The organism is Oceanobacillus neutriphilus, from assembly GCF_014645515.1.
Taxonomy (GTDB): Bacteria; Bacillota; Bacilli; order Bacillales; family Amphibacillaceae; genus Oceanobacillus; species Oceanobacillus neutriphilus.
Genome location: NZ_BMLW01000015.1, coordinates 60760 through 84028, shown reverse-complemented (window position 1 = coordinate 84028; position 23269 = coordinate 60760). Strand labels below are relative to the sequence as shown.

The 23269-nt window shown below is 37.6% G+C and carries 20 protein-coding genes; 15 read left to right on the top strand and 5 right to left on the bottom strand.

Translation table 11 applies throughout. The annotated features are described in order from the left end of the window. Positions 1–340 precede the first annotated feature (340 nt). Positions 341–2878, bottom strand: a complete 2538-nt coding sequence (locus IEX29_RS21765; RefSeq protein WP_188737183.1) for a winged helix-turn-helix domain-containing protein — start codon at positions 2876–2878, stop codon at positions 341–343. Positions 2879–3278: 400 nt separating this feature from the next. On the opposite strand from IEX29_RS21765, the gene IEX29_RS21760 reads away from it, so the two are divergent. The 7 genes from IEX29_RS21760 (at position 3279) to IEX29_RS21730 (ending at position 9861) form a co-directional block, all read left to right on the top strand. Beyond that, positions 3279–3506, top strand: coding sequence for a hypothetical protein (locus tag IEX29_RS21760; RefSeq protein WP_188737181.1), 228 nt, complete (start codon positions 3279–3281; stop codon positions 3504–3506). 62 nt (positions 3507–3568) lie between these two features. Next, positions 3569–6166, top strand: a complete 2598-nt coding sequence (adhE, locus tag IEX29_RS21755; protein WP_188737179.1) for a bifunctional acetaldehyde-CoA/alcohol dehydrogenase — start codon at positions 3569–3571, stop codon at positions 6164–6166. 132 nt (positions 6167–6298) lie between these two features. After that, a complete protein-coding gene (locus IEX29_RS21750; RefSeq protein ID WP_188737177.1) occupies positions 6299–6466 on the top strand; it encodes a hypothetical protein in 168 nt (55 codons plus the stop codon). A 313-nt stretch (positions 6467–6779) separates the two neighbouring features. Then, the gene (locus IEX29_RS21745; protein ID WP_188737173.1) at positions 6780–7334 is read left to right on the top strand and encodes a helix-turn-helix domain-containing protein; all 555 of its coding nucleotides are present in this window, start codon (positions 6780–6782) and stop codon (positions 7332–7334) included. Positions 7335–7368: 34 nt separating this feature from the next. Next, entirely contained in the window at positions 7369–8076 is a 708-nt protein-coding gene (locus IEX29_RS21740; RefSeq protein WP_188737172.1) for an AzlC family ABC transporter permease, read from the top strand. 2 nt (positions 8077–8078) lie between these two features. Continuing rightward, the gene (locus IEX29_RS21735) at positions 8079–8405 is read left to right on the top strand and encodes a branched-chain amino acid transporter permease (RefSeq protein WP_188737291.1); all 327 of its coding nucleotides are present in this window, start codon (positions 8079–8081) and stop codon (positions 8403–8405) included. A 307-nt stretch (positions 8406–8712) separates the two neighbouring features. Next, complete coding sequence (locus tag IEX29_RS21730) at positions 8713–9861, top strand: ArgE/DapE family deacylase (protein ID WP_188737170.1); 1149 nt, start codon at positions 8713–8715, stop codon at positions 9859–9861. A gap of 227 nt (positions 9862–10088) precedes the next feature. Here IEX29_RS21730 and IEX29_RS21725 read toward each other — a convergent pair whose 3' ends face one another. Further along, positions 10089–11297, bottom strand: coding sequence for an MFS transporter (locus IEX29_RS21725; protein ID WP_188737168.1), 1209 nt, complete (start codon positions 11295–11297; stop codon positions 10089–10091). 479 nt (positions 11298–11776) lie between these two features. On the opposite strand from IEX29_RS21725, the gene IEX29_RS21720 reads away from it, so the two are divergent. The 3 genes from IEX29_RS21720 to IEX29_RS21710 are packed head-to-tail and all read left to right on the top strand — an operon-like array spanning position 11777 to position 15955. After that, a complete protein-coding gene (locus tag IEX29_RS21720; protein WP_188737166.1) occupies positions 11777–13624 on the top strand; it encodes a beta-glucoside-specific PTS transporter subunit IIABC in 1848 nt (615 codons plus the stop codon). 50 nt (positions 13625–13674) lie between these two features. Beyond that, positions 13675–15078 (top strand): glycoside hydrolase family 1 protein, encoded by a 1404-nt coding sequence (locus IEX29_RS21715; RefSeq protein ID WP_188737165.1) that lies wholly within the window; start codon positions 13675–13677, stop codon positions 15076–15078. A gap of 25 nt (positions 15079–15103) precedes the next feature. Next, entirely contained in the window at positions 15104–15955 is an 852-nt protein-coding gene (locus tag IEX29_RS21710) for a PRD domain-containing protein (protein ID WP_188737163.1), read from the top strand. A gap of 68 nt (positions 15956–16023) precedes the next feature. Here the strand turns inward: IEX29_RS21710 and IEX29_RS21705 are convergent, their stop codons facing one another. Continuing rightward, positions 16024–16662, bottom strand: coding sequence for an NAD(P)-dependent oxidoreductase (locus tag IEX29_RS21705; protein WP_188737161.1), 639 nt, complete (start codon positions 16660–16662; stop codon positions 16024–16026). Positions 16663–16863: 201 nt separating this feature from the next. Here IEX29_RS21705 and IEX29_RS21700 point away from each other — a divergent pair, with 201 nt between their 5' ends. Continuing rightward, the gene (locus IEX29_RS21700; protein ID WP_188737159.1) at positions 16864–17298 is read left to right on the top strand and encodes an Rrf2 family transcriptional regulator; all 435 of its coding nucleotides are present in this window, start codon (positions 16864–16866) and stop codon (positions 17296–17298) included. 110 nt (positions 17299–17408) lie between these two features. Here the strand turns inward: IEX29_RS21700 and IEX29_RS21695 are convergent, their stop codons facing one another. Then, entirely contained in the window at positions 17409–17987 is a 579-nt protein-coding gene (locus tag IEX29_RS21695; protein ID WP_188737156.1) for a DUF6944 family repetitive protein, read from the bottom strand. Positions 17988–18333: 346 nt separating this feature from the next. Continuing rightward, on the bottom strand, positions 18334–19365 hold the full coding sequence (locus IEX29_RS21690; RefSeq protein ID WP_188737154.1) for a serine hydrolase domain-containing protein: 1032 nt from the start codon (positions 19363–19365) through the stop codon (positions 18334–18336). Between the two features lie 434 nt (positions 19366–19799). Between IEX29_RS21690 and vanR the strand changes: the two genes are divergently transcribed. From vanR to IEX29_RS21670, 4 genes are all read left to right on the top strand, one after another. Further along, positions 19800–20495, top strand: coding sequence for a vancomycin resistance response regulator transcription factor, VanR-F/VanR-M family (gene vanR / locus IEX29_RS21685; RefSeq protein WP_188737152.1), 696 nt, complete (start codon positions 19800–19802; stop codon positions 20493–20495). Then, the gene (locus IEX29_RS21680) at positions 20488–21597 is read left to right on the top strand and encodes a sensor histidine kinase (protein ID WP_188737150.1); all 1110 of its coding nucleotides are present in this window, start codon (positions 20488–20490) and stop codon (positions 21595–21597) included. The genes vanR and IEX29_RS21680 overlap by 8 nt, the downstream gene beginning before the upstream one ends. Positions 21598–21713: 116 nt before the next feature. Then, on the top strand, positions 21714–22610 hold the full coding sequence (vanY, locus tag IEX29_RS21675) for a VanY-A/VanY-F/VanY-M family D-Ala-D-Ala carboxypeptidase (protein ID WP_188737149.1): 897 nt from the start codon (positions 21714–21716) through the stop codon (positions 22608–22610). Positions 22611–22643: 33 nt separating this feature from the next. Then, positions 22644–23135, top strand: a complete 492-nt coding sequence (locus IEX29_RS21670) for a VanZ family protein (protein ID WP_188737147.1) — start codon at positions 22644–22646, stop codon at positions 23133–23135. Positions 23136–23269: the final 134 nt, after the last annotated feature.

The window sequence follows — 23269 nt, the reverse complement described above, 5'->3', positions numbered from 1 at the left end:
TTTAAATTCATCAAATTATGTATTTTCAGAAAACTAATCAGGAAATTTATTGCAGTTTTCTTAGTTCCAAAAATCATTACAAATGTAAGAGCTATTTCCCAGACGCCTGTACTCGAATGATTTTAAGTATTAAAAAATAATACTCTGTCTTTGATTTCTTAATATTACAAAACCTGTATTTAGTACCTCTTAATATATAACACTATTTCGTTTTATTAAACCTGTTTTTATCTGTATCAAAAAACATTGAACTGTGGTCCTATAAGATACGATGGGTCACAGTTCAATGTTTTCACGTCATAATAAATATTTTATATAATTTCACTTCCATTCACCCAGGCTAAATATCCCACTCTTTTGTACGTAATATAGCCTGAGCTCGTGATTTCACCTGAAGCTTGCTATAAATTCTCGTCAGATAGACCCGTATCGTACCTTCTGAGAGGAACAGCTGCTTTGCCATTTCTTTGTTGGAAACACCGCTTACCAATAGACGCAGGACATCCCTTTCCCGTGCTGTCAGTGCATCCATCCCGTCATCAAGGAACTCAATAGGCCTGCTCATACCAGTCAATTCCTCCAGGTAATCCGGTGAAATTTCCTCTTGGAAGGAACGCTTGATTTTTTTATATTTTTGATAGTCCTTCAATAACTGATCAAATCCTGGCTCATCAATAAATATTCGTTTGTAACCGTACTGAGAGCCTGATATAAGAGCTGCATGCAAAGTAACATATGCGAGGCTCTCCTGCTTCAATTGTTTATAACAGATTGCTGATAAAATAGAAACTTCAATCATTAAATCGATCTGATCTATTTTGGCAGCATATTCATGCACCTGCAGGGCAATTTTCAATGCCTCCTGCCACGCTTTCTTTGCCATTAACAGTCGACAATAGACTAATAGCCACATTTCTTGACCCAGTTCTATCTGCAATGGCTCCGGGCGTTCTGTCTTAAATAATTCAGTCTCTGCAGCTTCGATTTTATTTTCTCTTAAATAAGCTAAGGCCTTCATCGCCTGAATAGATCGATGCCAATACCATTCAGGCACTTGATTTATTGCATGATCCCATACAGTATGAGCCGCTGCTGTTTGTCCTTGTACCATCAATACTTTTCCTTTTAAGATGGATAACGGTACATATAATCCGCGATCATTAAAGCCATGAGCATAGTGAAGACCTTCTTTAATTTCCAGCAGAACCTCATCCAGTCTGTCCGCTTCATACAGTATTTCCGCAAATAAACCATAGCTGTATCCCATGACATGATGCTCCTTAAATTCGGTCTGCCGAAAAACTTCTAAAAAAGCCCTTATATCCTTGATACTGGAATACTGTCCCTTCGTCCCGAGCGGAGTGCGCGTAAGTTTAGCATGATATGGATTGTAATGTACGGGAGCGCGGTACCATTTGCCATTGGTTAGTCCTCGATTTACCTGTTTTGTAATCAATTCAATAAATGTATCTAAGTTTCCTAAAGCCAGATGAACGTATGCCTTTAGCGAAATAAGAATACTCACAAGCTCACCATGCTCTTCCTTGTCCTTCCATCCATCCTGTTCATGACGTTTATCTAATTCTTGAATGGCCACACCTACCTTTTCCATATCCTGAATGGTCATCAGCGAAATAGCATAGATCAGTAATGTTTCTACATGGACAGGGTATGCTGCTGCACGCAGACTATCTACCCATTGGATCAGCAGCCTGATTTGACCGCTATAAAAAATATCAAGTAATTGGTCATTAATCCATTGATCGGCTAATGTATACAGCTGCTGTTCAAGCACTAAATCAATAGCTGTATTAAACTCTCCTCTAGCATATAATAAACTGCCAGCTTTTTTGACGAGATTCTCCAGCTCCTCGCCAGTGTACCTGTTATTTCGTTCTTGTTCCAGCACTTCCGCTAACAATTGATGATAACGGAAGGTCTGCTTCTTTGGTGACAGGCGGATGGTGAAGATACCCTGATCAACTAACTCAGACAATTGCTCATAGCTATTTCCGCTTCCTGTCAAAGCATTGCATAATTCCGGATCTAATACTTTTAACATGGATGTTTGCAGTAGAAACTGCTGTGTACTTTCAGACAAGGTAGAAAATATTTCCTGTATGATATACTCTGTAACAAAAGAGACTGAATTATTTAAGGAACCTGCATTTCTCTCCTCTGATAACCCGCCTAATTGAACTCCCGCTGCCCAACCGCCTGTTTTACTCAAAATTTTCCGACAAAAATCTGTTTTGTTCATTTCTATATGCTTCTTCTGATAGAAAATCTCCACTTCCTGATATGTGAAAGACAGCTCATCAGTACCGATTTCTGTCACCCAATTCTTCACCCGCCATGAAGCAATAGGAAGCGGTAATTTCGTTCTGCTGGCTATATATAGATGAACGTGCTCTGGTAAATAATTAATCAGCCGTGAAATCATCTCATGAATGATATCAAGCTCAATCTGATGATAGTCATCCAATACAATATGCAAAGGGGATTCTATTATCATTAATTCGTTCAGCAGTGAATCGACAATCAGTTCAAAAGGAGGCATATATTGCAAATCAAATAGATGCTCCAGCCTTTCATCGATAGGCTGTCTTGTTGCCTGAGCAACAGCCTTCAAAATATATTGCCAGAAGCGGCTTGGATCATTATCCATCACATCAATGGATAACCAGGCTGCAGGCTCGTCTAATTGATGAACCCACTGGCTTAATATTGTTGTTTTTCCATAACCAGCTGCAGCTTGCACGATAGTAACTCTTGGATGAGGGGTTCTCTGCAGTAAGGCATATAAGCGATTCCTGCTGATAGTCGCTTCAGGAACCTTAGGAACAGTTGTTTTAGAATATAACCAAACAGCCTGCATACTTGTTCATCTCCTCATCATTCGATTTATGTAGGCAATATGACTTGCATCCTATTATACATGTTTTTCTTTTTAACGGTTACTTATATAAATTTAATAGGATTTAAGGATGAATTTTTTTGTCTTCTAATTTCGACAATTAACTGAGTGTGAGAAATAAAAATATATCCCTAAGAATATTTCCGGGGAAATAATGTCGATAAATGTAACATTATTAGATTTCCTGAAGATAATCATCGATAATTTCCCATCTCAGAGTAATAATCTTTTGATGACCAACTCTAATTGTGCAGTATATCAAGCTTAATACAAGTTTGTGAATATATTCACAAACTTGTAACAGTTTTTTCTGCTAAATAATGCTATGCTATAGCCAAGCTAATGAATGGGGTGATAATATATGATTCTAAAAGAATGGAAAGAATTTAATACAGATGCCGAATCGTATTCACAGGATATTTTCGAACACCAAATCGGCGATGTTTTTGAGGCCATGTATCTGGAAGAAGGTCATGACATACCGAATTATATCTGGACGAAGCATTACACCATTGTTATCAAGCCTAATACATGTGTCATAAAAGACATATCTTTTGTTAAGGTCCCCCGCCACCCGTCAACATTGTAGATGTTTATTTTTTAAAATATCATGCTCATTTTTTCACAAACTTATGATAAGGAGAGGTTACGATGATTACAAAAGAGAAGAAAAAACAAGAAATAACTGTTGAGGAAAGTATTGAAAAGCTGGTGAACAACGCCCAGAAAGCATTAACAGAAATGCGAAGGTTAAATCAGGAGCAGATCGACCAGATTGTGAAAGAAATGGCACTTGCAGGACTGGAGCAGCATATGAAGCTTGCCAAATTAGCTGTTGAGGAAACCGGACGCGGCGTATATGAGGATAAAATTATCAAAAATATCTTTGCAACAGAATATGTATATCATAATATCAAGTATGATAAAACAATTGGTGTCATCAGCGAGAACGAGCAGGAAGGGATGGTGGAAATCGCCGAACCAATTGGTGTGATTGCCGGTGTAACACCTGTAACGAACCCGACTTCTACCACGTTATTTAAATCCATTATATCTATTAAAACTGGAAATCCGATTATCTTTGCCTTCCACCCGTCTGCCCAAAAATGCAGTTCTGAGGCTGCAAGAATCGTGCATGAAGCTGCTGTAAAAGCCGGAGCGCCAAGAAATTGTATCCAGTGGGTTGAGAAGCCGTCTATCGAAGCAACCCAGGCACTCATGAAACACAACGGTGTAGCAACAATCCTGGCCACAGGCGGCTCTGGTATGGTGAAGTCAGCATACAGCTCCGGAAAACCGGCGTTGGGAGTAGGAGCCGGCAACGTCCCCTGCTATATCGAAAAATCCGTGAACGTGAAGCGGGCGATAAATGATGTGATTCTCTCTAAATCATTTGATAATGGCATGATTTGTGCCTCTGAGCAGGCAGTGATCATAGATCAGGAAATCTATGACCAAGTAAAGCAGGAAATGATTGTTAATAGCGTATATTTCTTAAATCCGGAGGAAAAGTCAAAAGTAGAAAAACTGGTTATTAATGAGAATACCTGTGCTGTGAATCCTGCTATTGTTGGTATGAAAGCTGCAAAAATCGCCGAAATGGCAGGTGTTCAGGTTCCTCAGGATACAAAAATACTTGTCGCCGAACTGACAGGTGTGGGAGCTGATCACCCTCTTTCCCGGGAGAAGCTAAGTCCTGTCCTTGCTGCTTACAAAGTAAACAGTACGGAGGAGGGTCTCAGGCGTGCTGAAGAAATGCTGGAATTTGGCGGTTTAGGACATTCAGCCGTGCTTCATTCAGATAATCAGGCCATACAGGATATATTCGGTAAAAGAATGAAAGCAGGACGAATAATCTTGAATGCACCATCTTCTCATGGAGCAATTGGAGATATCTATAATGCTTATCTGCCATCGTTGACGCTTGGATGCGGATCATATGGTGGCAACTCCGTCTCCACAAATGTAGGAGCAATGAATTTAATAAACGTTAAAAAAATGGCAAGAAGGACTGTGAATATGCAATGGTTTAAGGTACCGCCTAAAATATATTTCGAAAAAAATTCTGTTCAATACCTGGCGAAAATGCCGAATATATCTAAAGCCTTTATCGTCACAGACCCAATGATGGTCGAATTTGGTTATGTAGACAAGGTACTCTATTATTTGCGCAAACGTCCGGATTATGTGCACTGTGAAATCTTCTCTGATGTAGAGGCAGATCCTTCAAAGGACACCGTGATGCGCGGTGCGGCAGCAATAGATGCTTTCCAGCCGGATGTTATTATTGCACTTGGCGGCGGTTCAGCGATGGATGCTGCTAAAGGAATGTGGCTGTTTCATGAACATCCGGATACAGAATTTACTGGCTTAAAACAAAAGTTTATGGATATTCGTAAAAGAGTCTATAAATATCCCGGCCTTGGTCAGCGGGCACAATTTGTTGCGATTCCGACTACTTCAGGAACAGGATCTGAAGTAACTTCTTTCTCGGTTATTACGGATAAAGAAACCAATACAAAGTATCCTTTGGCAGATTATGAGTTAACACCAGATGTAGCAATTATTGACCCGCAGTTTGTTATGACCGTGCCAAAAACAGTTACGGCAGATACAGGGATGGATGTGCTGACTCATGCGATCGAGTCTTATGTTTCTAATATGGCAAACGACTATACCGACGGGCTTGCCATCAAAGCAATTCAGCTTGTATTTGAATATCTGCCGCAAGCGTATCGTGATGGCAGTAATGCCTTAGCAAGAGAAAAAATGCATAATGCCTCTACCATTGCCGGCATGGCATTTGCCAACGCATTTTTAGGTATTAACCATAGTCTGGCACATAAATTGGGAGCAGCATTCCATATTGCGCATGGCCGTGCCAATGCGATTCTTTTACCTCATGTGATTCGATATAATGCCAAGAAACCGACAAAATTTGTGTCTTTCCCTAAATATGAGCATTTTATCGCTGACATACGCTACGCAGAGATTGCAAAAGTATTAGGTTTACCAGCGGCCACAACCGAACAGGGCGTAGAAAGCTTAGTACAGGCAATCTATCAGCTGGCTGAAGAATTGCATATTCCGATGAGTATTGCAGAAAATGGAGTGGATGAAAAAGAATTTGAGGCACAGGTAGATAAGCTTGCCGATCGTGCTTTCGAGGATCAATGTACGACAGCAAACCCTAAATTACCCCTTGTAACTGAATTGGCTGAAGTTTATCGCCAGGCTTATAAAGGATAATTTGCACATAGAAACATTATACAAAAAGCTCTCCGTTTTGATTGTAAACGGGGAGCTTTTTGTATAGCGTTTTAAGAAACGTACATCTAATATTTGATGAAAATTTAGAATTTTCCTAACAAATTTTTTGAAATGAATATATATTGGGAAGAGTTAACAGCAGCAAATCGGGCTGTTACATCTGCCTCGCTTGAAGATGCTATAGAGTACTTTAAAGCAGATAATAACAGAGATCCTAATGATAATGAATTGTTTTTCATAAAAGCATTTGTGAACGACCAGATTATACAATCGAAGTAATATTGCAGAATACATGAATCAAATATAACCATTAGCCATCTCATTCCATGGAGATGGCTTTTTAATTAGTCAATAAGGTTTAAAAATAGATAATTCTTTTTCACTGCACATAATCACAAGCCCTGTATCTATTTTAACGTCAGTCAGTCCACCAACTGTTTGATTCTCCTTAAGTTTTGCTGATTTCTCTACTTCTTTAATAATCTAACTCTTTTTTCGATGTTGTATGTTATAACGCCTATATGTATGTTATATTTATCAATATATATTTACTATACATAATTGGAATGATGTCAGAAAGGAGGAAAAAAAGATGAAAGAAATCGCCGATTATATCAGTAAAAATCTGCAAACAATTCGTAAGGAACGAGGCTTGAGCTTAGATAAAGCAGCGAAAATAACAGAGGTAAGCAAAGCCATGCTTGCGCAAATTGAAAGAGGAGAATCTGTCCCTACTGTAACAACGCTTTGGAAAATCGCCAATGGCCTTAAGGTATCCTTTTCATCTCTGATTAGTCAGCAGACAAATCCTATCAGAGTGATTAAAAAGCAAGACCGGCATCTGGTTACAGAAGAAAAACAGCATTATAGAGTACATGCAGCTGTACCATTCTCCCCGGAAAAGCAATTTGAAGTTTTTATGGTCGAACTGGATCCTGAAAATGAACACAAAGCATCCCCGCACAATCCAGGTGTAGAGGAGCATGTATTTGTACAAGAGGGGCAATTAGAAATGGATATTGACGGTACTGTCGAAACAATTGATAAAGGAGAAGCAATTATTTTTAATGGGAATCAAACCCATATATACAGAAATATCGGAGACAACGTGCTTCACCTTCTTGTATTAATCTATTATGCAAAATAATTAGTCCCTATCGTTTGAAAGTGAGTGAACAAAAATGTCTTTAGAAGATCATTTATCAACATTGAAGTATGCCTTCCCAAAAACGCTGCCAATACTGGCCGGATTTGCTTTTTTAGGCATTGCTTACGGCGTATACATGCATTCCTTAGGATTTCAGCCAATCTATGCCATCTTAATGAGCGTCCTCATCTTTGCCGGCTCAATGGAATTTGTAGCCGGGAGTTTATTATTAGGTGCGTTTAACCCGTTTAGTGCCTTTCTATTAACCTTAATGATAAATGCCAGACATCTTTTCTATGGCATCTCTATGTTAGATAAATATAAAGGAACCGGTAAGAAAAAGGTTTATCTCATCTATGGAATGTGTGATGAATCATTTGTGATTAACAATACCTCCCGCATACCTTCTACTATTGATAAGGGCTGGTTTATGTTCTATGTCACCCTGCTAAACCAAATCTATTGGGTGGGCGGTACTACCATCGGCAGCTTGTTCGGCTCTATGGTTACGTTTAATACAGATGGCCTGGAATTTGTTATGACGGCGCTGTTTGTCGTTATCTTTTTAGACCAATGGATGAAAGAACGCAATCATATCAGCTCTGTTATCGGAATTGCCGCTTCCGTTTTATGTCTATTAATATTTGGTACAGAGCATTTTATTATTCCTGCCATGCTTATTATATTAATTTTTCTGACCTTGATTAAAAAATTCATTACAAAGCACGAGGTGATTTCATAATGATGAGTCTCACACAGCAAATCATTATTATTGCTTCAATAGTTATAGGCACTCTTTTAACCAGATTCTTGCCATTTATGATATTTAAATCGAATAAACCCACACCAAAATATATTAAATACCTGGGATATGTTTTGCCGCCGGCTGTATTTGGATTATTAGTGGTGTATTCGTTAAAGGATGTAACCCTCACATCATTGGAAGGCTTTCTGCCTGAGCTTCTCGCCATTGGATTGATTATTGTCTTACATTATTGGAGACGGAGTATGCTGCTGTCTATTGCAGGCGGGACGGTGTTTTATATGTTTTTGGTACAGGGTGTGTTTTGATGTTTATACAGATACATTATCAAAGAAAATCGGATTTCTTTTGAGATTCAACACCAAAACCTATGGTTGAGATTAAACAATAAATTATGGTAATAAAACGAGCAGCTGCTTGTATCCAAATGACATCTAATTTGTCATCCATAGATTTTGGTGAAAATCTCCTTTTTAAGAACAGAATTTTTCTGATACGCTGAATATTTCACTTTACACTTGTTCGAAATCCAGCTCGTTTACACAAAAGCATTTTGGGGAATATATAGTTATATTCTCACTGGAAATAGACAATGAAATTTGGGAGGATTGCAGTGTGAAACATTTTACAGAGGAAGAAAAGATAAAGATTTTATCCGATATTATAGCGATGAAATCTGTTAATGAAAATGAAATCGAAGTAGCAAATTATATAAAGGATTTATTTGCTGCATACGGTATTGACTCTAAAATTGTGCCAGTAACAGACACTCGTGTTAACTTAGTTGCTGACATTGGCAGCGGGAGTCCGGTCATTGGTATCTCCGGCCATATGGATGTCGTTTCTCCCGGAGATGAGAACGACTGGACTTCAGATCCATTCACATTAGTAGAAAGAGACGGGAAATTATACGGCCGTGGAACGGATGACATGAAAGCCGGTTTAGTAAACCTTGCTTTAGTAATGATTGAACTCAAAGAAAATAATGAACTAAAGAATGGAACTGTCCGTTTTATGGCAACCACGGGTGAAGAAGTCGGCGGTGCGGGTTCTAAAAAATTATACGAAGAAGGCTATATGGATGATGTAAATTATCTCTGGGTCGCAGAACCTTCTCCTGACACAATTATTTACTCTCACAAAGGTTCTCTTAATTTGCGCATCACATCTGTCGGAGAAGCAGCACACAGTTCTATGCCGGAACAAGGCTATAACGCGATTAATCCATTGATGAAATATCTATTAGAATTAGACGAAAAATTGAATGGTGATGACCGTAAAAATGAGGTTCTCGGAAAATTGGTTATGAGTACAACTATTTTTAATGCCGGAAATCAAATAAACTCCGTTCCAGATAAGGCATCAGCTGAATTAAATGTGCGTACTATTCCGGAATTTGATAACGATGAAGTGATTGATTTATTCAATAAAACAGCTGATAAATTCAATAAAGAAGGCTCTCATATTGATGTGGAAGTAACCATGTCATTACCTAGCGTTTTTGCTTCAAAGCATTCTAAAATGATTGATCTTGCTAAGGAAAGCGGTAAAAAACATTTAGGTTTAGAAATCTCCGTTAAAGGCTCACCCGGGGTGACAGATGCATCAAATTTATTACGAGGGAAAGATGATACCTTCCCGTTCATGATGTTTGGACCAGGTGAAACAAAAATGGCGCATAAAACAGATGAATATGTCTACAAAGATTACTTCTTTGCATTCTTCGATATCTATAAAGAGTTAATTTTAGGATTATCGAAATAGAGTAAAACTTCAATCAGTGGGGGTTCTTTCGCCCTCACTTGTCCAATAAACAAAGGTTAATTTAACAGCGCTGCGGGATGGCAATACCAGAAATTGGACTTGAATAAACCTTTAGTATAAGGAACTAAAATAATGTAGTCTCCCTACTTGCTCAAACATTCATAAAAAAAGTAGCGGGACTTTTATTTCATCAACTATTCTAAGTAGTTAATCGTTTACCCTGCCACTTAAACTTGATGATACACCTCTCTTTTTTTATCCACTCCCCTCCCACTTTTTTCTTGTCTTCTAAAGTGAATTAGAGAAACAGTACCTGCCAGGAAGCACATCCCCGCTAAAAAAATAAAGGCATATTTCATAGATAAATGCTCATAAATACTACCGCTAATTATTGGAAAAACAGTCATACCCAGAGCATAGACTGCTTGAAAGAAGCCCATTGCTGTAGAACGCTTTTGTTCAGGAATTGTTTGCATGGCACTGGAGGTCAGGAGTGAGAACAAGATCCCTGTACCTATGCCGGGTATCAGCTGCAGGAGGCAAACCAGCACAATCGAATCCGTCTGGGGAACCAATACACAGTAAATGCCGAGGAAAAGAAAGCTAAAACAGATCCATCGTTTCATAGACATTATTTCCAGGAATTTAGTGGAAGCTAATCTGGCGAAAACTACAGCTGAAAGCATATAAATAATAGACGATACGCCGATGATCAGATTAGAACCGCCGAGCTCCTGAACAATCTGATTTGTAAACGACATCGTAGTAGACATTTGCACCCCCTGCTGCACTAACGCCAAGCAGGAAAAAAGAACTAAATTTTTATTGGCTGTCACCTTAATTAATTCCTTGAAGGAAACTTTATTCGTATAGTTAGATGGTTTGGTTGATTGAAGAAAGAAAGCGAGTACAAAGCCTATTAGACCCGCCGATAAGCTGAAGGCACAAATCATCATCATGCCGACTTTATCATAGAGGAGCGTACTGGTTACAAAGCCAAGCAGCATACCGGCATTATTAGCCATAATAATCCTGCTGGTTGCCCGTATCTGATCATTTTGGGAGAAAAAGCTCATATAAAGAATCATGAAGGAAATCCAGGTAGCGCTAGCTGTTCCGGATAAAATATTACCAAGAAAAAAACCAATATCATCTGGCAGCAAAATCCTGCTTAAAGAGGCGCCGCCAGCAAATAAAGAACCAACTATGATAAACAGCTTATGATTGCTGCTAAGGTCAGCCAAAATACCTGCTGGCAGCCGGAGCATAAGCTGTGAAATGCCGTATGCACCAATAATTATTCCAACCAGATTACTAGAAATACTTTCCAAAATTAAGTAGGTAGTCTGGTAGGGAATATAAACATATTGAGCGAACCAGAAACATACAACAATCCATAAAATCAATGATGCCTGCTTTTTTTGTGTGTTATCCATCTTTTCATTACTCCTTCTTGCAGTAAAATATTCTTGAATAAGTCTTAGGTTCACTCCGTAAAATCGAGCCCCTATCTCCTGATTTTTACTGTCTCACCGCTAAGTTTTCCGTCTTTTTTTAACCATTTTAAAATAAAGATTTTTCACAGTAATCTCCATTTCAAAGTTCTAATGCAGTATCATATCCTAAGATTAAAATTTGCACAAGTATAATTTATTTTTCCAGAAAAAAAGATTTAAAAATTACTTGCATCAAAAATGAAAGCGTGTTAATATATGTGCAAAGCTTAATACCGGAATACATTTGACGTGTTACTGATAATGCAGGCAAGATCAAATGTACACTTTACTAACCATGGGAAAGTTGTGCTTTTTTCCTTAGGTTAAACGTGTACGTTTGATCTTTTTTTGTGTCAATTGTGTTCTTCATATTTTATCCGTTGGCCAGTGGATTAATTTATAGTGAGGGAGAAAAAAACATGAACTATCAACAGGTGGCACAGGACATTTTAAACAATGTGGGTGGAAAAGAAAATGTTTCAGGATTAACCCACTGCTATACACGTTTGCGTTTTACTTTATACGACACAAAAAAAGCAAACAAAGCAAATTTAGAAAAGATGGACGAGGTTATCTCGGTCGTTGAGAATAGCGGGCAGTATCAGGTTGTTATTGGAAATAAAGTGGCGGAAGTACATGATCAAATCCAGCTTCTTTTGGGAGATTTGAGCAAAGCGGAAGAGAAAAAAGAAGAGAATAAAGGGTCTATTGGAAGCAGGATTTTAAATACATTTACATCCATATTTATTCCGATTATCCCGGCCATTGCTGCATCCGGAATGCTGAAAGGAATTCTGGCACTAGCAGTTATGATCGCTGCTTATTACTGGAATGTGGATATTAAAGAATATAATACGTATCGGATACTGGATGCGACTTCCAATGCTTTATTTTACTTCTTCCCGATTATGATTGGTTATGTAGCGGCAAAAGTATTTAAGGCAAATGAATTAATTGCAATGGTGCTGGCAGCAACGCTATGCTACCCTGATCTGGTTACAATAATGACCGGGGACGCAGCGGTTACCTTTCTAGGGCTTCCTGTAACATTAGCAAATTACACATCAACAGTTATCCCAATCATTATTGCAGTATTTATCATGGCGTATGTGCAACGCTTTTTCGAACGCATTACACCAGAGGTTTTAAAAATTATTATGGTGCCGACCTTTACGCTATTAGTGATGGTGCCAGCAACCTTAATTATTTTCGGACCTATCGGCATTCACTTAGGTAACTTCATCAACTGGCTGTATTATATTATTATGGATATCAGCCCAACATTATTAGGTGCTTTTATTGGCGGAATCTGGTGTGTTCTTGTTATATTTGGTGCTCACAAAGCAATCCTGCCAATTGGAATTAACGATGTCGCACAAACTGGACAGCAGAATCTATTAGCATTTGCAGGAGCTGCTAACTTTTCACAAGCAGGTGCCGCTGCAGGCGTCTTTTTAAAAACGAGAAATAAGAAATTAAAAACGTTATCTGCAACAGCAACTGTAACAGCTCTTTTCGGAATTACCGAACCGGCCATTTACGGGGTTAACCTCCGTCTGAAAAAACCGATGATTTATGCGGTAATCAGCGGAGCAATAGGCGGCGGTCTGATGGGCTGGGGCGGATCCTATGGTACAGCCTTTGCCAATCAGGGATTTTTAACCATCCCGGTCTATATAGAAGCAGGGACAAAAGCGTTCCTATGTTATATTATTGGTATTGCCATTGCCTTCTTTGGGGCTGCAGCTATGACGATGTTATTTGGTTTTAAGGATATTCCTGAAGAAGAAGATGCATCAGATGAAGGTCTTGGAGACAGTAATGAAGATACTTCAAATACTGTAACAGCCACAGAGGTAACCATTCCTTCACCGGTCCAGGGTAAGCTTATCCCATTGTCTGAAGTAAAGGATGAAGTTTTCGCATCTGGTGCATTAGGAGAAGGAGCAGCGGTTTATCCGACTGCAGGTGAGGTAGTAGCGCCAGCCGACTGTAAGGTATCTGTTCTCTACCCGACATTACACGCTATCGGGCTGCAGCTGGAAAATGGCGCTGAATTATTAATTCATATCGGCTTTAATACCGTGGAATTAAATGGTGACGGATTTGAAGCCCATGTAAATGCTGGGGATGAGATAAGTAAAGGAACGAAAATTGTCTCGTTTAATATAGAAGAAATAGAAGCAAAAGGCTATGATCTCACCACCCCAATGGTTGTAACCAATTCTTCGCAGTTTCAAGGTGTTTCCATTACAGAAAGCAATTAAGATAGAGCTGCTTGATAAATAATTATTTAAAATATATAGGAGTGATGATAATGACAAACTATTTCAGCAAGGATTTCTGGTGGGGAGCTTCCTCCTCCGCCTTTCAAGTTGAAGGTGCATGGGACGAAGATGGCAAGGGCAAAACGGTAGCTGACTACAATGCTTTCCAAAAATCAGATGTACAAGCAGATACCAGAGTTGCCAGTGATTTCTATCATAACTATAAAGAAGATATTCTTTTAATGAAGGAACTCGGTTTAAAAGCTTACCGTTTCTCTATCTCCTGGGCAAGAATTATTCCAGATGGAGACGGAGAAGTAAATCAGAAGGGAATAGATTTCTATAATAATGTCATTGATTTTTTATTAGAAAATGATATTATTCCATTTGTAACACTGTATCACTTTGACCTCCCATTTGCCCTTGTTGAAAATTACAATGGCTGGGAAAGCCGTGATTGTGCCTTTGCTTTTGAAAAGTTTGCTAAAACCTGCTTTGAAGCTTTCGGCGATCGCGTAAAGCATTGGCAGGTGCATAATGAACAAAATCTTATGATTCGTGTTAATATCCGCATGAATATGTATGATGTACCGAGTGAACAGGCTGAAAAAGTAAGAGCACAAATGGATTATCATATGTTTTTAGCGCATGCACTTGCTACCAACGCTTGCCGTGAAATGCTGCCAGGTGTACAAATTGGACCAGCAGTATCTTCTACGATGACATATCCAAGCTCGAATCGTCCGGAAGATGTTTGGGCAGCCAGAATGAATGATAATTTCAAAACAAACTATGCCTTGGAAATGTATTGTTTCGGAGAGTATCCGGGATACTATAAAGAATATCTGAAGAAATGTGATATTTATCCGGAAACAAAGCCTGAGGATGAAGAAATTCTAAAGGCATCGAAGCCGGATTATATTGCCGTAAACTATTACCGTACTTTAGTAGCCAGCTATCTTCCTGTGGATGAAGCTCATCCATTCGGGACAAAGAAAAATGATATTGATTTTGATTTATATGGATACTTCAAAATTGAAAAGAACCCAAATCTGGAAGTAACAGATTACGGGATTCAAGTAGATCCAACAGGCTTGAGACTTTTACTAAATGACTATTATGAAAAGTATCGCTTACCGATGATTATCACAGAAAATGGCTTAGGAACTGGCGATCAACTAACGGAAGATGGTAAAATACATGATGACTACCGTATTGAATACTTGAAAGATCATATTGCTGCTTGTAATGACGCCATTTCAGATGGTGTAGAGCTGTTTGGATACTGCCCATGGTCTGTCATGGACCTGCTAAGCTCCCGCCAAGGCTTCATGAAACGCTATGGTCTGGTTTATATAGACAGAGAAGATTTTGATCTCAAAGAATTAAAACGAATTAAGAAGGACAGTTTTTACTGGTATCAGGATGTTATTAAAAATAATGGATTAAATTAATCAGCAAAGGAATAGGAACGTGGCCATGCAGATCGTAAAAGTGATGAACAATTCCTTAGTATTGGCAATCAATGATTCTGGAAATGAATACATTTTAATGGGCAAGGGAATCGGCTATAAGAAATCGATTGGCTGCAACATTCAAGATTCTGAAATAGAGAAAACATTTATCCTAAAAGACAAAACGATTTTGAAGAACTTTATACAGCTGGCAAGTGAGCTGGATGATACGTATTTTAATCTTGTGAAGGAAATCATTGAATTTGCAACAAAAGAATATGATATGGAAGTGATGGACTATTTATACCTATCGCTGTCTGATCATATTTCCTTTGTTGTCCGCCGATTTCATGAAGGAAACCTTGGAGAAAAATTTAACTATGTTGAGGTTGTGAAATACTATCCAAAGGAATATGCAGTTGGTAAATTCGCAGTAAACCTGCTCAATCAAACAATGGGGATTGAGCTGCCTGAAAGTGAAGCCTCTGCCATTGGAATGCATTTTGTCAATGCACGTTTAAATTCAGAATCCTATAATGAAGAAGCGCAAATTGCCAGACTGATCGATCATCTTGAAGCAATCGTTCAAAGAAAAGCAAATGCCAATTTCGATAAAGCTAGTCTTTCTTACACAAGATTTATTACGCATTTAAAGTTTTTTGCTGAAAGAATCATAAAAAATCAAATTTTTAAAGACACAGATACAGACATACTGTTTGACCAATTAAGTCAATCGATGCAGCTGGAAAATAAGATTATTGAAAGCATTACGCATTTTGTGAAACAAAAATATAATATTGATTTAACCAGGCAGGAGAAGCTTTATTTAATCATTCATATTAACCGGATATTAAGAGATGATCCGAATAAATCGTAACTGCTGTTATAAAAATAACCTCAAAGGGCACCTACCCTTTGAGGTTATTTTTATAAATTCGCAAATACTTATTCCGCTTCGCCGACGACTGTAAAGCGTTCATTAATATGCTTTGGATTTTCAATTTCATCTAATACAGCAATAGCATAGTCTGCATAGCTGATATAGCTTTCACCTTTTGAATTAACTAAAAGATTATCTTTTCCTGACTGATAAGAGCCGGTTCTTTTTCCTTCCGCATCAAATACTGCAGATGGGCTGATAAATGTCCACGAAATATCAGTAGTATTTTTTAATTCCTGTAAGTTTCGTCCCTGCCCTTTCGCAGTCGGGACAAATGCGTCTGGAAAATCAGGAGTTTCTACTACTGTAACTGTCTGGTTTTCGTCTGCATAAAGGCTTCCCGCTCCACCTACAATAATTGCTCTGGTATTTGTTCCTTTTAATGCTTCAATGAAAGCATGTCCAGCATCAACATGGGGCTGCTCTTCACCAAGAGGCGCACCAAAGGCGTTCACAACTACTTCAAATTCCTTCAAATCCTCCGATGTCAGATCAAATATACTTTTCTCTATTACCGCAACATTTTTCTCTCCCAGCTTTGAAGCATTTCTTACGATAGCTGTCACTTCATGCCCGCGGCTTACTGCTTCTTTCAAAATCAGATTCCCTGCTTTACCACTTGCTCCAATAATAGCAATCTTCATTTTATTATCCCCTTTATGAAATATCATTTGTAACCAAACAAATTACATGTAACCATCATAGTTACAACTAGAATTTTTATCAATATTTTAATACTATACCCATTATTCACAGCTATTAAAACAGATAGACGCTTGTAATAACATTGGTTACAAGTGTATGATTGGGATACATCGATTTATATAATATGAAAGGTGAGAAGCATGTCCATTAGCAGTCGATTTTCTGTAGGTATTCACATATTAGCCCTCATTGAGATAAATAAAAATGGAACAAGCACTTCTGAGTTTTTAGCGGGAAGCGTCAATACAAATCCTGCTGTAATCAGGAAGATTATAGGGATGCTTAAAGGAGCAGGCTTAGTAAAAGTCCAGCCTGGAATTGCAGGAGCTGAACTGGCAAAGAATTTATCCGATATAACCTTGTTTGATGTGTATAAGGCCGTAAATGTTGTACAGGAAAAAGAGTTATTTTCCGTGCATGACAATCCAAATCCTGATTGCACTGTAGGAAGGAATATCCAAGCAGCCATTGTACCAGTGTTTGAAGCAGCTCAAACAGCATTAGAGAAATCTCTCGGAAATGTAACAGTTGAAGATATTGTGAATGATATTATTGAAAAAGAAAATATAAGTTAGACGGCATCCTTTCCCGGCTTGGATGTCGTTTTTATTTACTATTAAAATGTTTTTAAGGCTACAGCCACAGTTTAACAAAATGCTTCCGTTCATATCTACACCTTATTATCTTATTCATTTATATCTAAACGCATTTCCTCAGACTCCTCTAGAAATTCACCAATCAGAGCTATGACTGAGCCGGCAGTTTGTATCCAGCTTCCTGCAACTCCAAGCTGTCCTTGATATATATTGTTTCCATATAGCACTTGAACACCGCTTAAGGCCTGCAGAGCATTTCCAATACCTTGCAACAAATTGCCAATAATATTCTCTGCCCTGCCCTCCTCTGTACTATCAAAAAATTCATCCGCAAGTGCAGTAAAGCTTCCTAATGCCTGAATCCAATTTCCGGAAATAATTATTTTTTGTTCTGATTCTGTATCAGATGTGCCATAAAGCAGCAGTCCGGTAATGACCGTTGAATTACCGGCAGCCTGAGTATTATCTCCAAGTCTTTCCAGAGAAGGTCCACCCTGCCCGTCAGCTGATAAGGCACTGCCTAATGCCTGCAGTACATTTCCGATCAACCTCCACTGATAGCTTTGGTTTTGATTGAAATGAAATTGTGGTGTACTGCCAACATCGGCTTGTATTGTTCCAATTGTTGAGAGAGAACTACCAATTATTTCTTTCCAATGGCTATCCATATGTAATCCATCCTCACTCATATTGGTTCTGATTATTGTATTCTTTTTTAAGTCATTCGTGACCAATAATAAATATAACAGAAAGTGAATTCCGACATACTTAGCTCCAATATCATATTACTAGATAGAAATGTTGAATTGATTCTACTAAAAGTATTAGATTGATAAGGGTAGCAGAGGGGTTGATACTCGTGTGCAATACATTACGAGAAGAAATACAGTTAATACACCTTTCTTATTTATACCAATTTTCAAGACTTATATATTTTATCCAAAAATTTATAAGTCTTGAAAAATAGACTTCATATTAAGCGGTGATTTAGTCTAATAATTGGATAAACTATTATTATATTTCACTTACCTTTATAGAACATTTATAAACAATATCTCCAAAAGACCGGACATCGTTGAGATAATCGTACCCTTCAGATGAACCATAACGGTTGAACATTCTTACTGCTACTACATTTTCCTCTGGAATGACGAGCAGTGTTACATTTGTATAACCAAGTAATTGATAAGAACCTTTTGGAACACTATCGCCTATTTGGTTAAAGGTATGGTTCATGTCTTTTACAAACCATAAAAATCCATTCTTATGAATAGGAAGATTGGGATTCGGGGTCTGAATGGATGTTGCCATTTGCATGATTTCTCTGGGAATAAGTTGTTCCCCTCCCCATTTTCCTTCTTTTAAATGAAGATACCCCCACAAAGCAAGCTCTTGTGCAGACACATACATATTCATTCCCGAACCATCGACTATATCCGTCTCCGTCCAGAAGACGTTACCAGCATCCCGGATAGTATCTGCAATTTTGGAATGAGGCTGGCTCATCTTAATCCATTCTGTCGATTGAAAGCCGGCTGGATTAATGGCCTGTTCTTTTACAATGTCAGCAACGGATTGCCCAGTTGTTTTTTTGATAACCATTGCCAACAATTCGATACTTGGGCCTCTGTATGCCCATGATTCACCGGGTTTATATTCACTTACTAATTTACCATCCGCTATGTTAAGTCCATGTGTATGGGTTAATAGATGACGAATCGTTACACCCTCATAGGCAGATACATAAGGATCTTCAACAAATTTTTGAATCGGGTCGTCAATGGAAAAGTAGCCGTGGTATATAGCGTAAGCAGCAGCAAAGCCGATATAAGTCTTTCTTACAGATGCAATGTGAAACTGGGTATCCGCTTGAACATCCCTGGCATGTTTCGTATTCGATTGTTTACCAAAATAAGACTCTGTTACGATTTTGTCGTTATGGATAATAAATAGAGCGCCACCGCTGGAACCCAGCTTTTCAGCACTTTCTTTTACATGAGTATGTACATCCTCAAACAAGCTTGCGTATTCATTTTTTAATAGCAATGTATTCACCCTCCATCGTGTATTTATAATTTCTAATCCTCTGGAAAAAGTGCATCAGGTTGCTGGGGTATTTACATAAGAACCTGTCTCTGTCCGGGTGTAAAGCAATTCCTTGCCTCTTTTAATTCCCATTCAATATCATCCTATCTCTGTAATTTTTCAATTTATTAGTTCAATTATGTATCGAGTACTCAATTGATACAAGTATAATAGACTGATAAAATCACAGTTAAGAACGTTCATAAAAGTTAATCCATACAGCCAATTCTTAATAACTCTAAATTATTTAATTAACTGCCACACTAATTAAGATCTTACTTGCTAAATTAACTTCTGTGAAAAAGCAGCGAATTTTTCATTTAAGTACCGCAGTTTTGGTAAGACTAGATGGATAGAGTATATTTAGTGAATATAATTTTACAGGAGTGAAATAGATGAAACATATATCGATTTTAATAGCTGATGATGAAGAAGAGATTGCTGACCTGGTAGCAATACATTTAGAAAAAGAAGGTTATCATGTCATTAAAGCATATAATGGACAAGAAGCAATCCATGCTGTCCAGACGCAATCGATTGATTTGCTAATTTTAGACGTTATGATGCCGGAAATGGATGGATATGAGGTAACTCGTCATATTCGCGAACAACATAATATACCTATCATTTTTTTAAGTGCCAAAACTTCTGATTTTGATAAAGTACAAGGACTTGTAATTGGAGCAGATGATTATATTACGAAACCATTCGCCCCCATTGAATTGGTGGCTCGTGTAAATGCACAATTGCGACGCTTTATAAAGCTGAATCATCCCCAAAAGGATAATAAAACGAACCTGGAATTTGGCGGATTAGTAATTTCTCTTGATCACCACACGGTTACTCTATATGATGAAAACATTGAGCTGACACCAAAAGAATTTGATATTTTGTATTTACTGGCCAGCCATCCAAAGAAGGTTTACAGTGTAGAAAATATTTTTCAGCAGGTGTGGGGCGAATCGTACTTTGAGAGTAATAACACAGTTATGGTCCATGTCCGTACCATGCGGAAAAAGCTTAAAGAAGATAAACGGACAAATAAATGGATTAAAACGGTCTGGGGCGTGGGGTATACATTCAATGGTTAAATTCCCAAGAAGTTTCCGTTCAAAAATGATTATAATATTTGGTCAAAGTATGATTCTGTCGAGTATCATCACGTATATCATTTATAAAATCCTGCAATATTTTTATTACACTATGGTTGATTATATGAGTTCATTAGCTCATTTCCGCCAAATCATCAGGGAAATTGGAGACATTTTCTTTTTCTTACCAATATTTATCCCGCTTTCGATATTATTTTTCTTTTTACTCACTAAGCGCTATTCGACCTATTTTAATAAGATTTCAAACGGAATTCATTATCTCTCTCATGGTAACTTTAATCACCGTGTTCAAATCCTTTCAAACGACGAATTCAAGGATATTGCGCAAGATATTAATTTAGCTGGTGAAAAATTGCAGCAGGCCATTGAAAGAGGAGATTTTTCGGAAAGAAGTAAAGATCAGTTAATTGTAAATTTAGCTCATGATCTTCGTACACCGCTAACCTCCGTATTAGGTTATTTAGATTTAATTCTTAAGGATGAACAGTTAACGAAAGAACAAGTCAACCATTTTTTAACGATTGCTTTTACTAAATCTCAGCGTTTAGAAGGACTTATTGATGAATTATTCGAAATAACGAGAATGAACTATGGTATGTTGCCAATTGAACAAAAGTCCATTAATTTAACTGACCTCCTTAATCAATTAAAGGAAGAATTATATCCTATGTTTGAAAAGAATCATTTGATTGTCCGGATAAATAGTACAACTGATTTACCCATTTTTGCTGATGGAAATTTGATAGCACGTGTGTTTGAAAATCTTATGACTAATGCCATTCGTTATGGGTATGATGGCCAATATGTAGATATTAATAGTTTTATTGATGAAAAGGAAGTTGTGGTTCAAGTTGTGAATTATGGAGATATAATTCCACCAGATGAATTGCCGCATCTCTTTGATATGTTCTATACCGGAGATAAAGCAAGAACTAATCAAGAAGATAGCACAGGTCTTGGTTTGTTCATTGCGAAGAATATTCTGGAGCAGCATAATGGATCGATCACTGCCAAAAGCAGCTTAATACAGACGATTTTTGAGGTCCGTTTACCAAAGGAAAGCGAAACATTGGAAAAATAATGAAGATGAATCATTTCAAACACTTAATTTAAGAAAAATTTAAGATTTTCCCTGCTCTTTTTTTTAGAAGTTTCAGCTATTCTTTTAAGCAAGATAGAATTAGGAGGAAGCTGAAAATGAAAAAATGGATAATTGTTATTTTGTTATTAGTGTGTTTGTATCTTATTTTCATAAATAATGGTTCATTTTTTGGACCAAAAGTAGATATACCAAATGTAGAAGTACAAGAATATGATCAAAACAACAATGATAAAGATGAGGATTTGGAGACTGTTGATCATATCCAAAAAATAAAGGTTACAGAAGAACAAATCTATCAAGGAAACCTGCTTTTAATCAATAGTGAATATCCTGTTCACCAAGAAGGTATTAAATCAGATGTCGTCAATCTTTTTAAGCGCGATGAGTTGGTAAAGGGATACGGATTGTTAGAAAACAACACTTATTTATCGGAGGATATAGCACGTAAATTTTCAGATATGGTTGCTGCCGCAGGAAAAGAAGAAGTTGATAATTTCTGGATTACCAGTGGCTTTCGGGACTTTGATGAGCAAACGAAGCTCTATCAAGAAAAGGGCTCTGATACTGCCTTGCCAGCCGGATACAGCGAACATAATTTGGGCTTATCACTGGATGTAGGAACCACTCAAACAACGATGGCTAAAGCTCCTGAAGGAGAATGGATAGAAAAAAATGCCTGGAAATATGGTTTCATTTTACGCTATCCAGAGGATAAATCAGATATAACAGGAATTCAATACGAACCATGGCATATCCGCTATGTCGGGTTGCCGCATAGTGCGATTATGAAGGAAAAAAATTTTGTTTTAGAAGAATATTTAGATTACCTGAAGGAAGAAAAATATATTTCTGCGAATATTAATGGAGAAGAATATGAGATTTCTTATTATACTGTTACTAAAAATACCACTATTTCTGTGCCAGCCGATCTTCACTATGAGATATCAGGCGATAATTCGGATGGTGTGATTGTGACAGTGTTTCATGATTAGCACACCGAAGCCCAGGGAAGATGGAGATATAAAATGAAACGAATGAAATTAATGAACAGCATTTTAGTGCCGGCACTATTTGCCTTGTACGTGTATGCTATATTCAAAATTATTTTATTTAAGTTCGATCCGATTAATATTACTTTTCTCATTTCCAGACTTCAGAGGAATCTGGATAACCCCGATTATATCTTGAGCGGGTTGCAATCAGGAAATTTTATTCTATTTAAAACCATATCCAATTATGTTCAAATTACATCTATCCACCATATAACTAATTTAGTTGGTAATATTGTAATATTTATTCCATTTGGTTTTTTCATTTTATTACTATCTAAAAGCAAAGTTAATTCACTTGTAGTCGTGGCCGCTCTATCCTTATGCTTAAGTTTATGTTTGGAATGCTTACAAGTCATTTTTGCTATCGGAAGTTTTGATGTGGATGATCTCGTGCTGAATACCTTTGGAGGCTTACTTGGCTACTGCGTTTTCAAGTTGATTAATTTTCCTTTAAAAGCTGCCTAAATGTAATATTGAAAAAAGCATAGAGTTAATTTGGTTGAATAATATTTGACATTCATGTTAATCAAAACCATCAAAGTGAACTAGTGAATTTTTAAAATATGCACAAATAATACCGCCTGTACTTGAAAACAGGC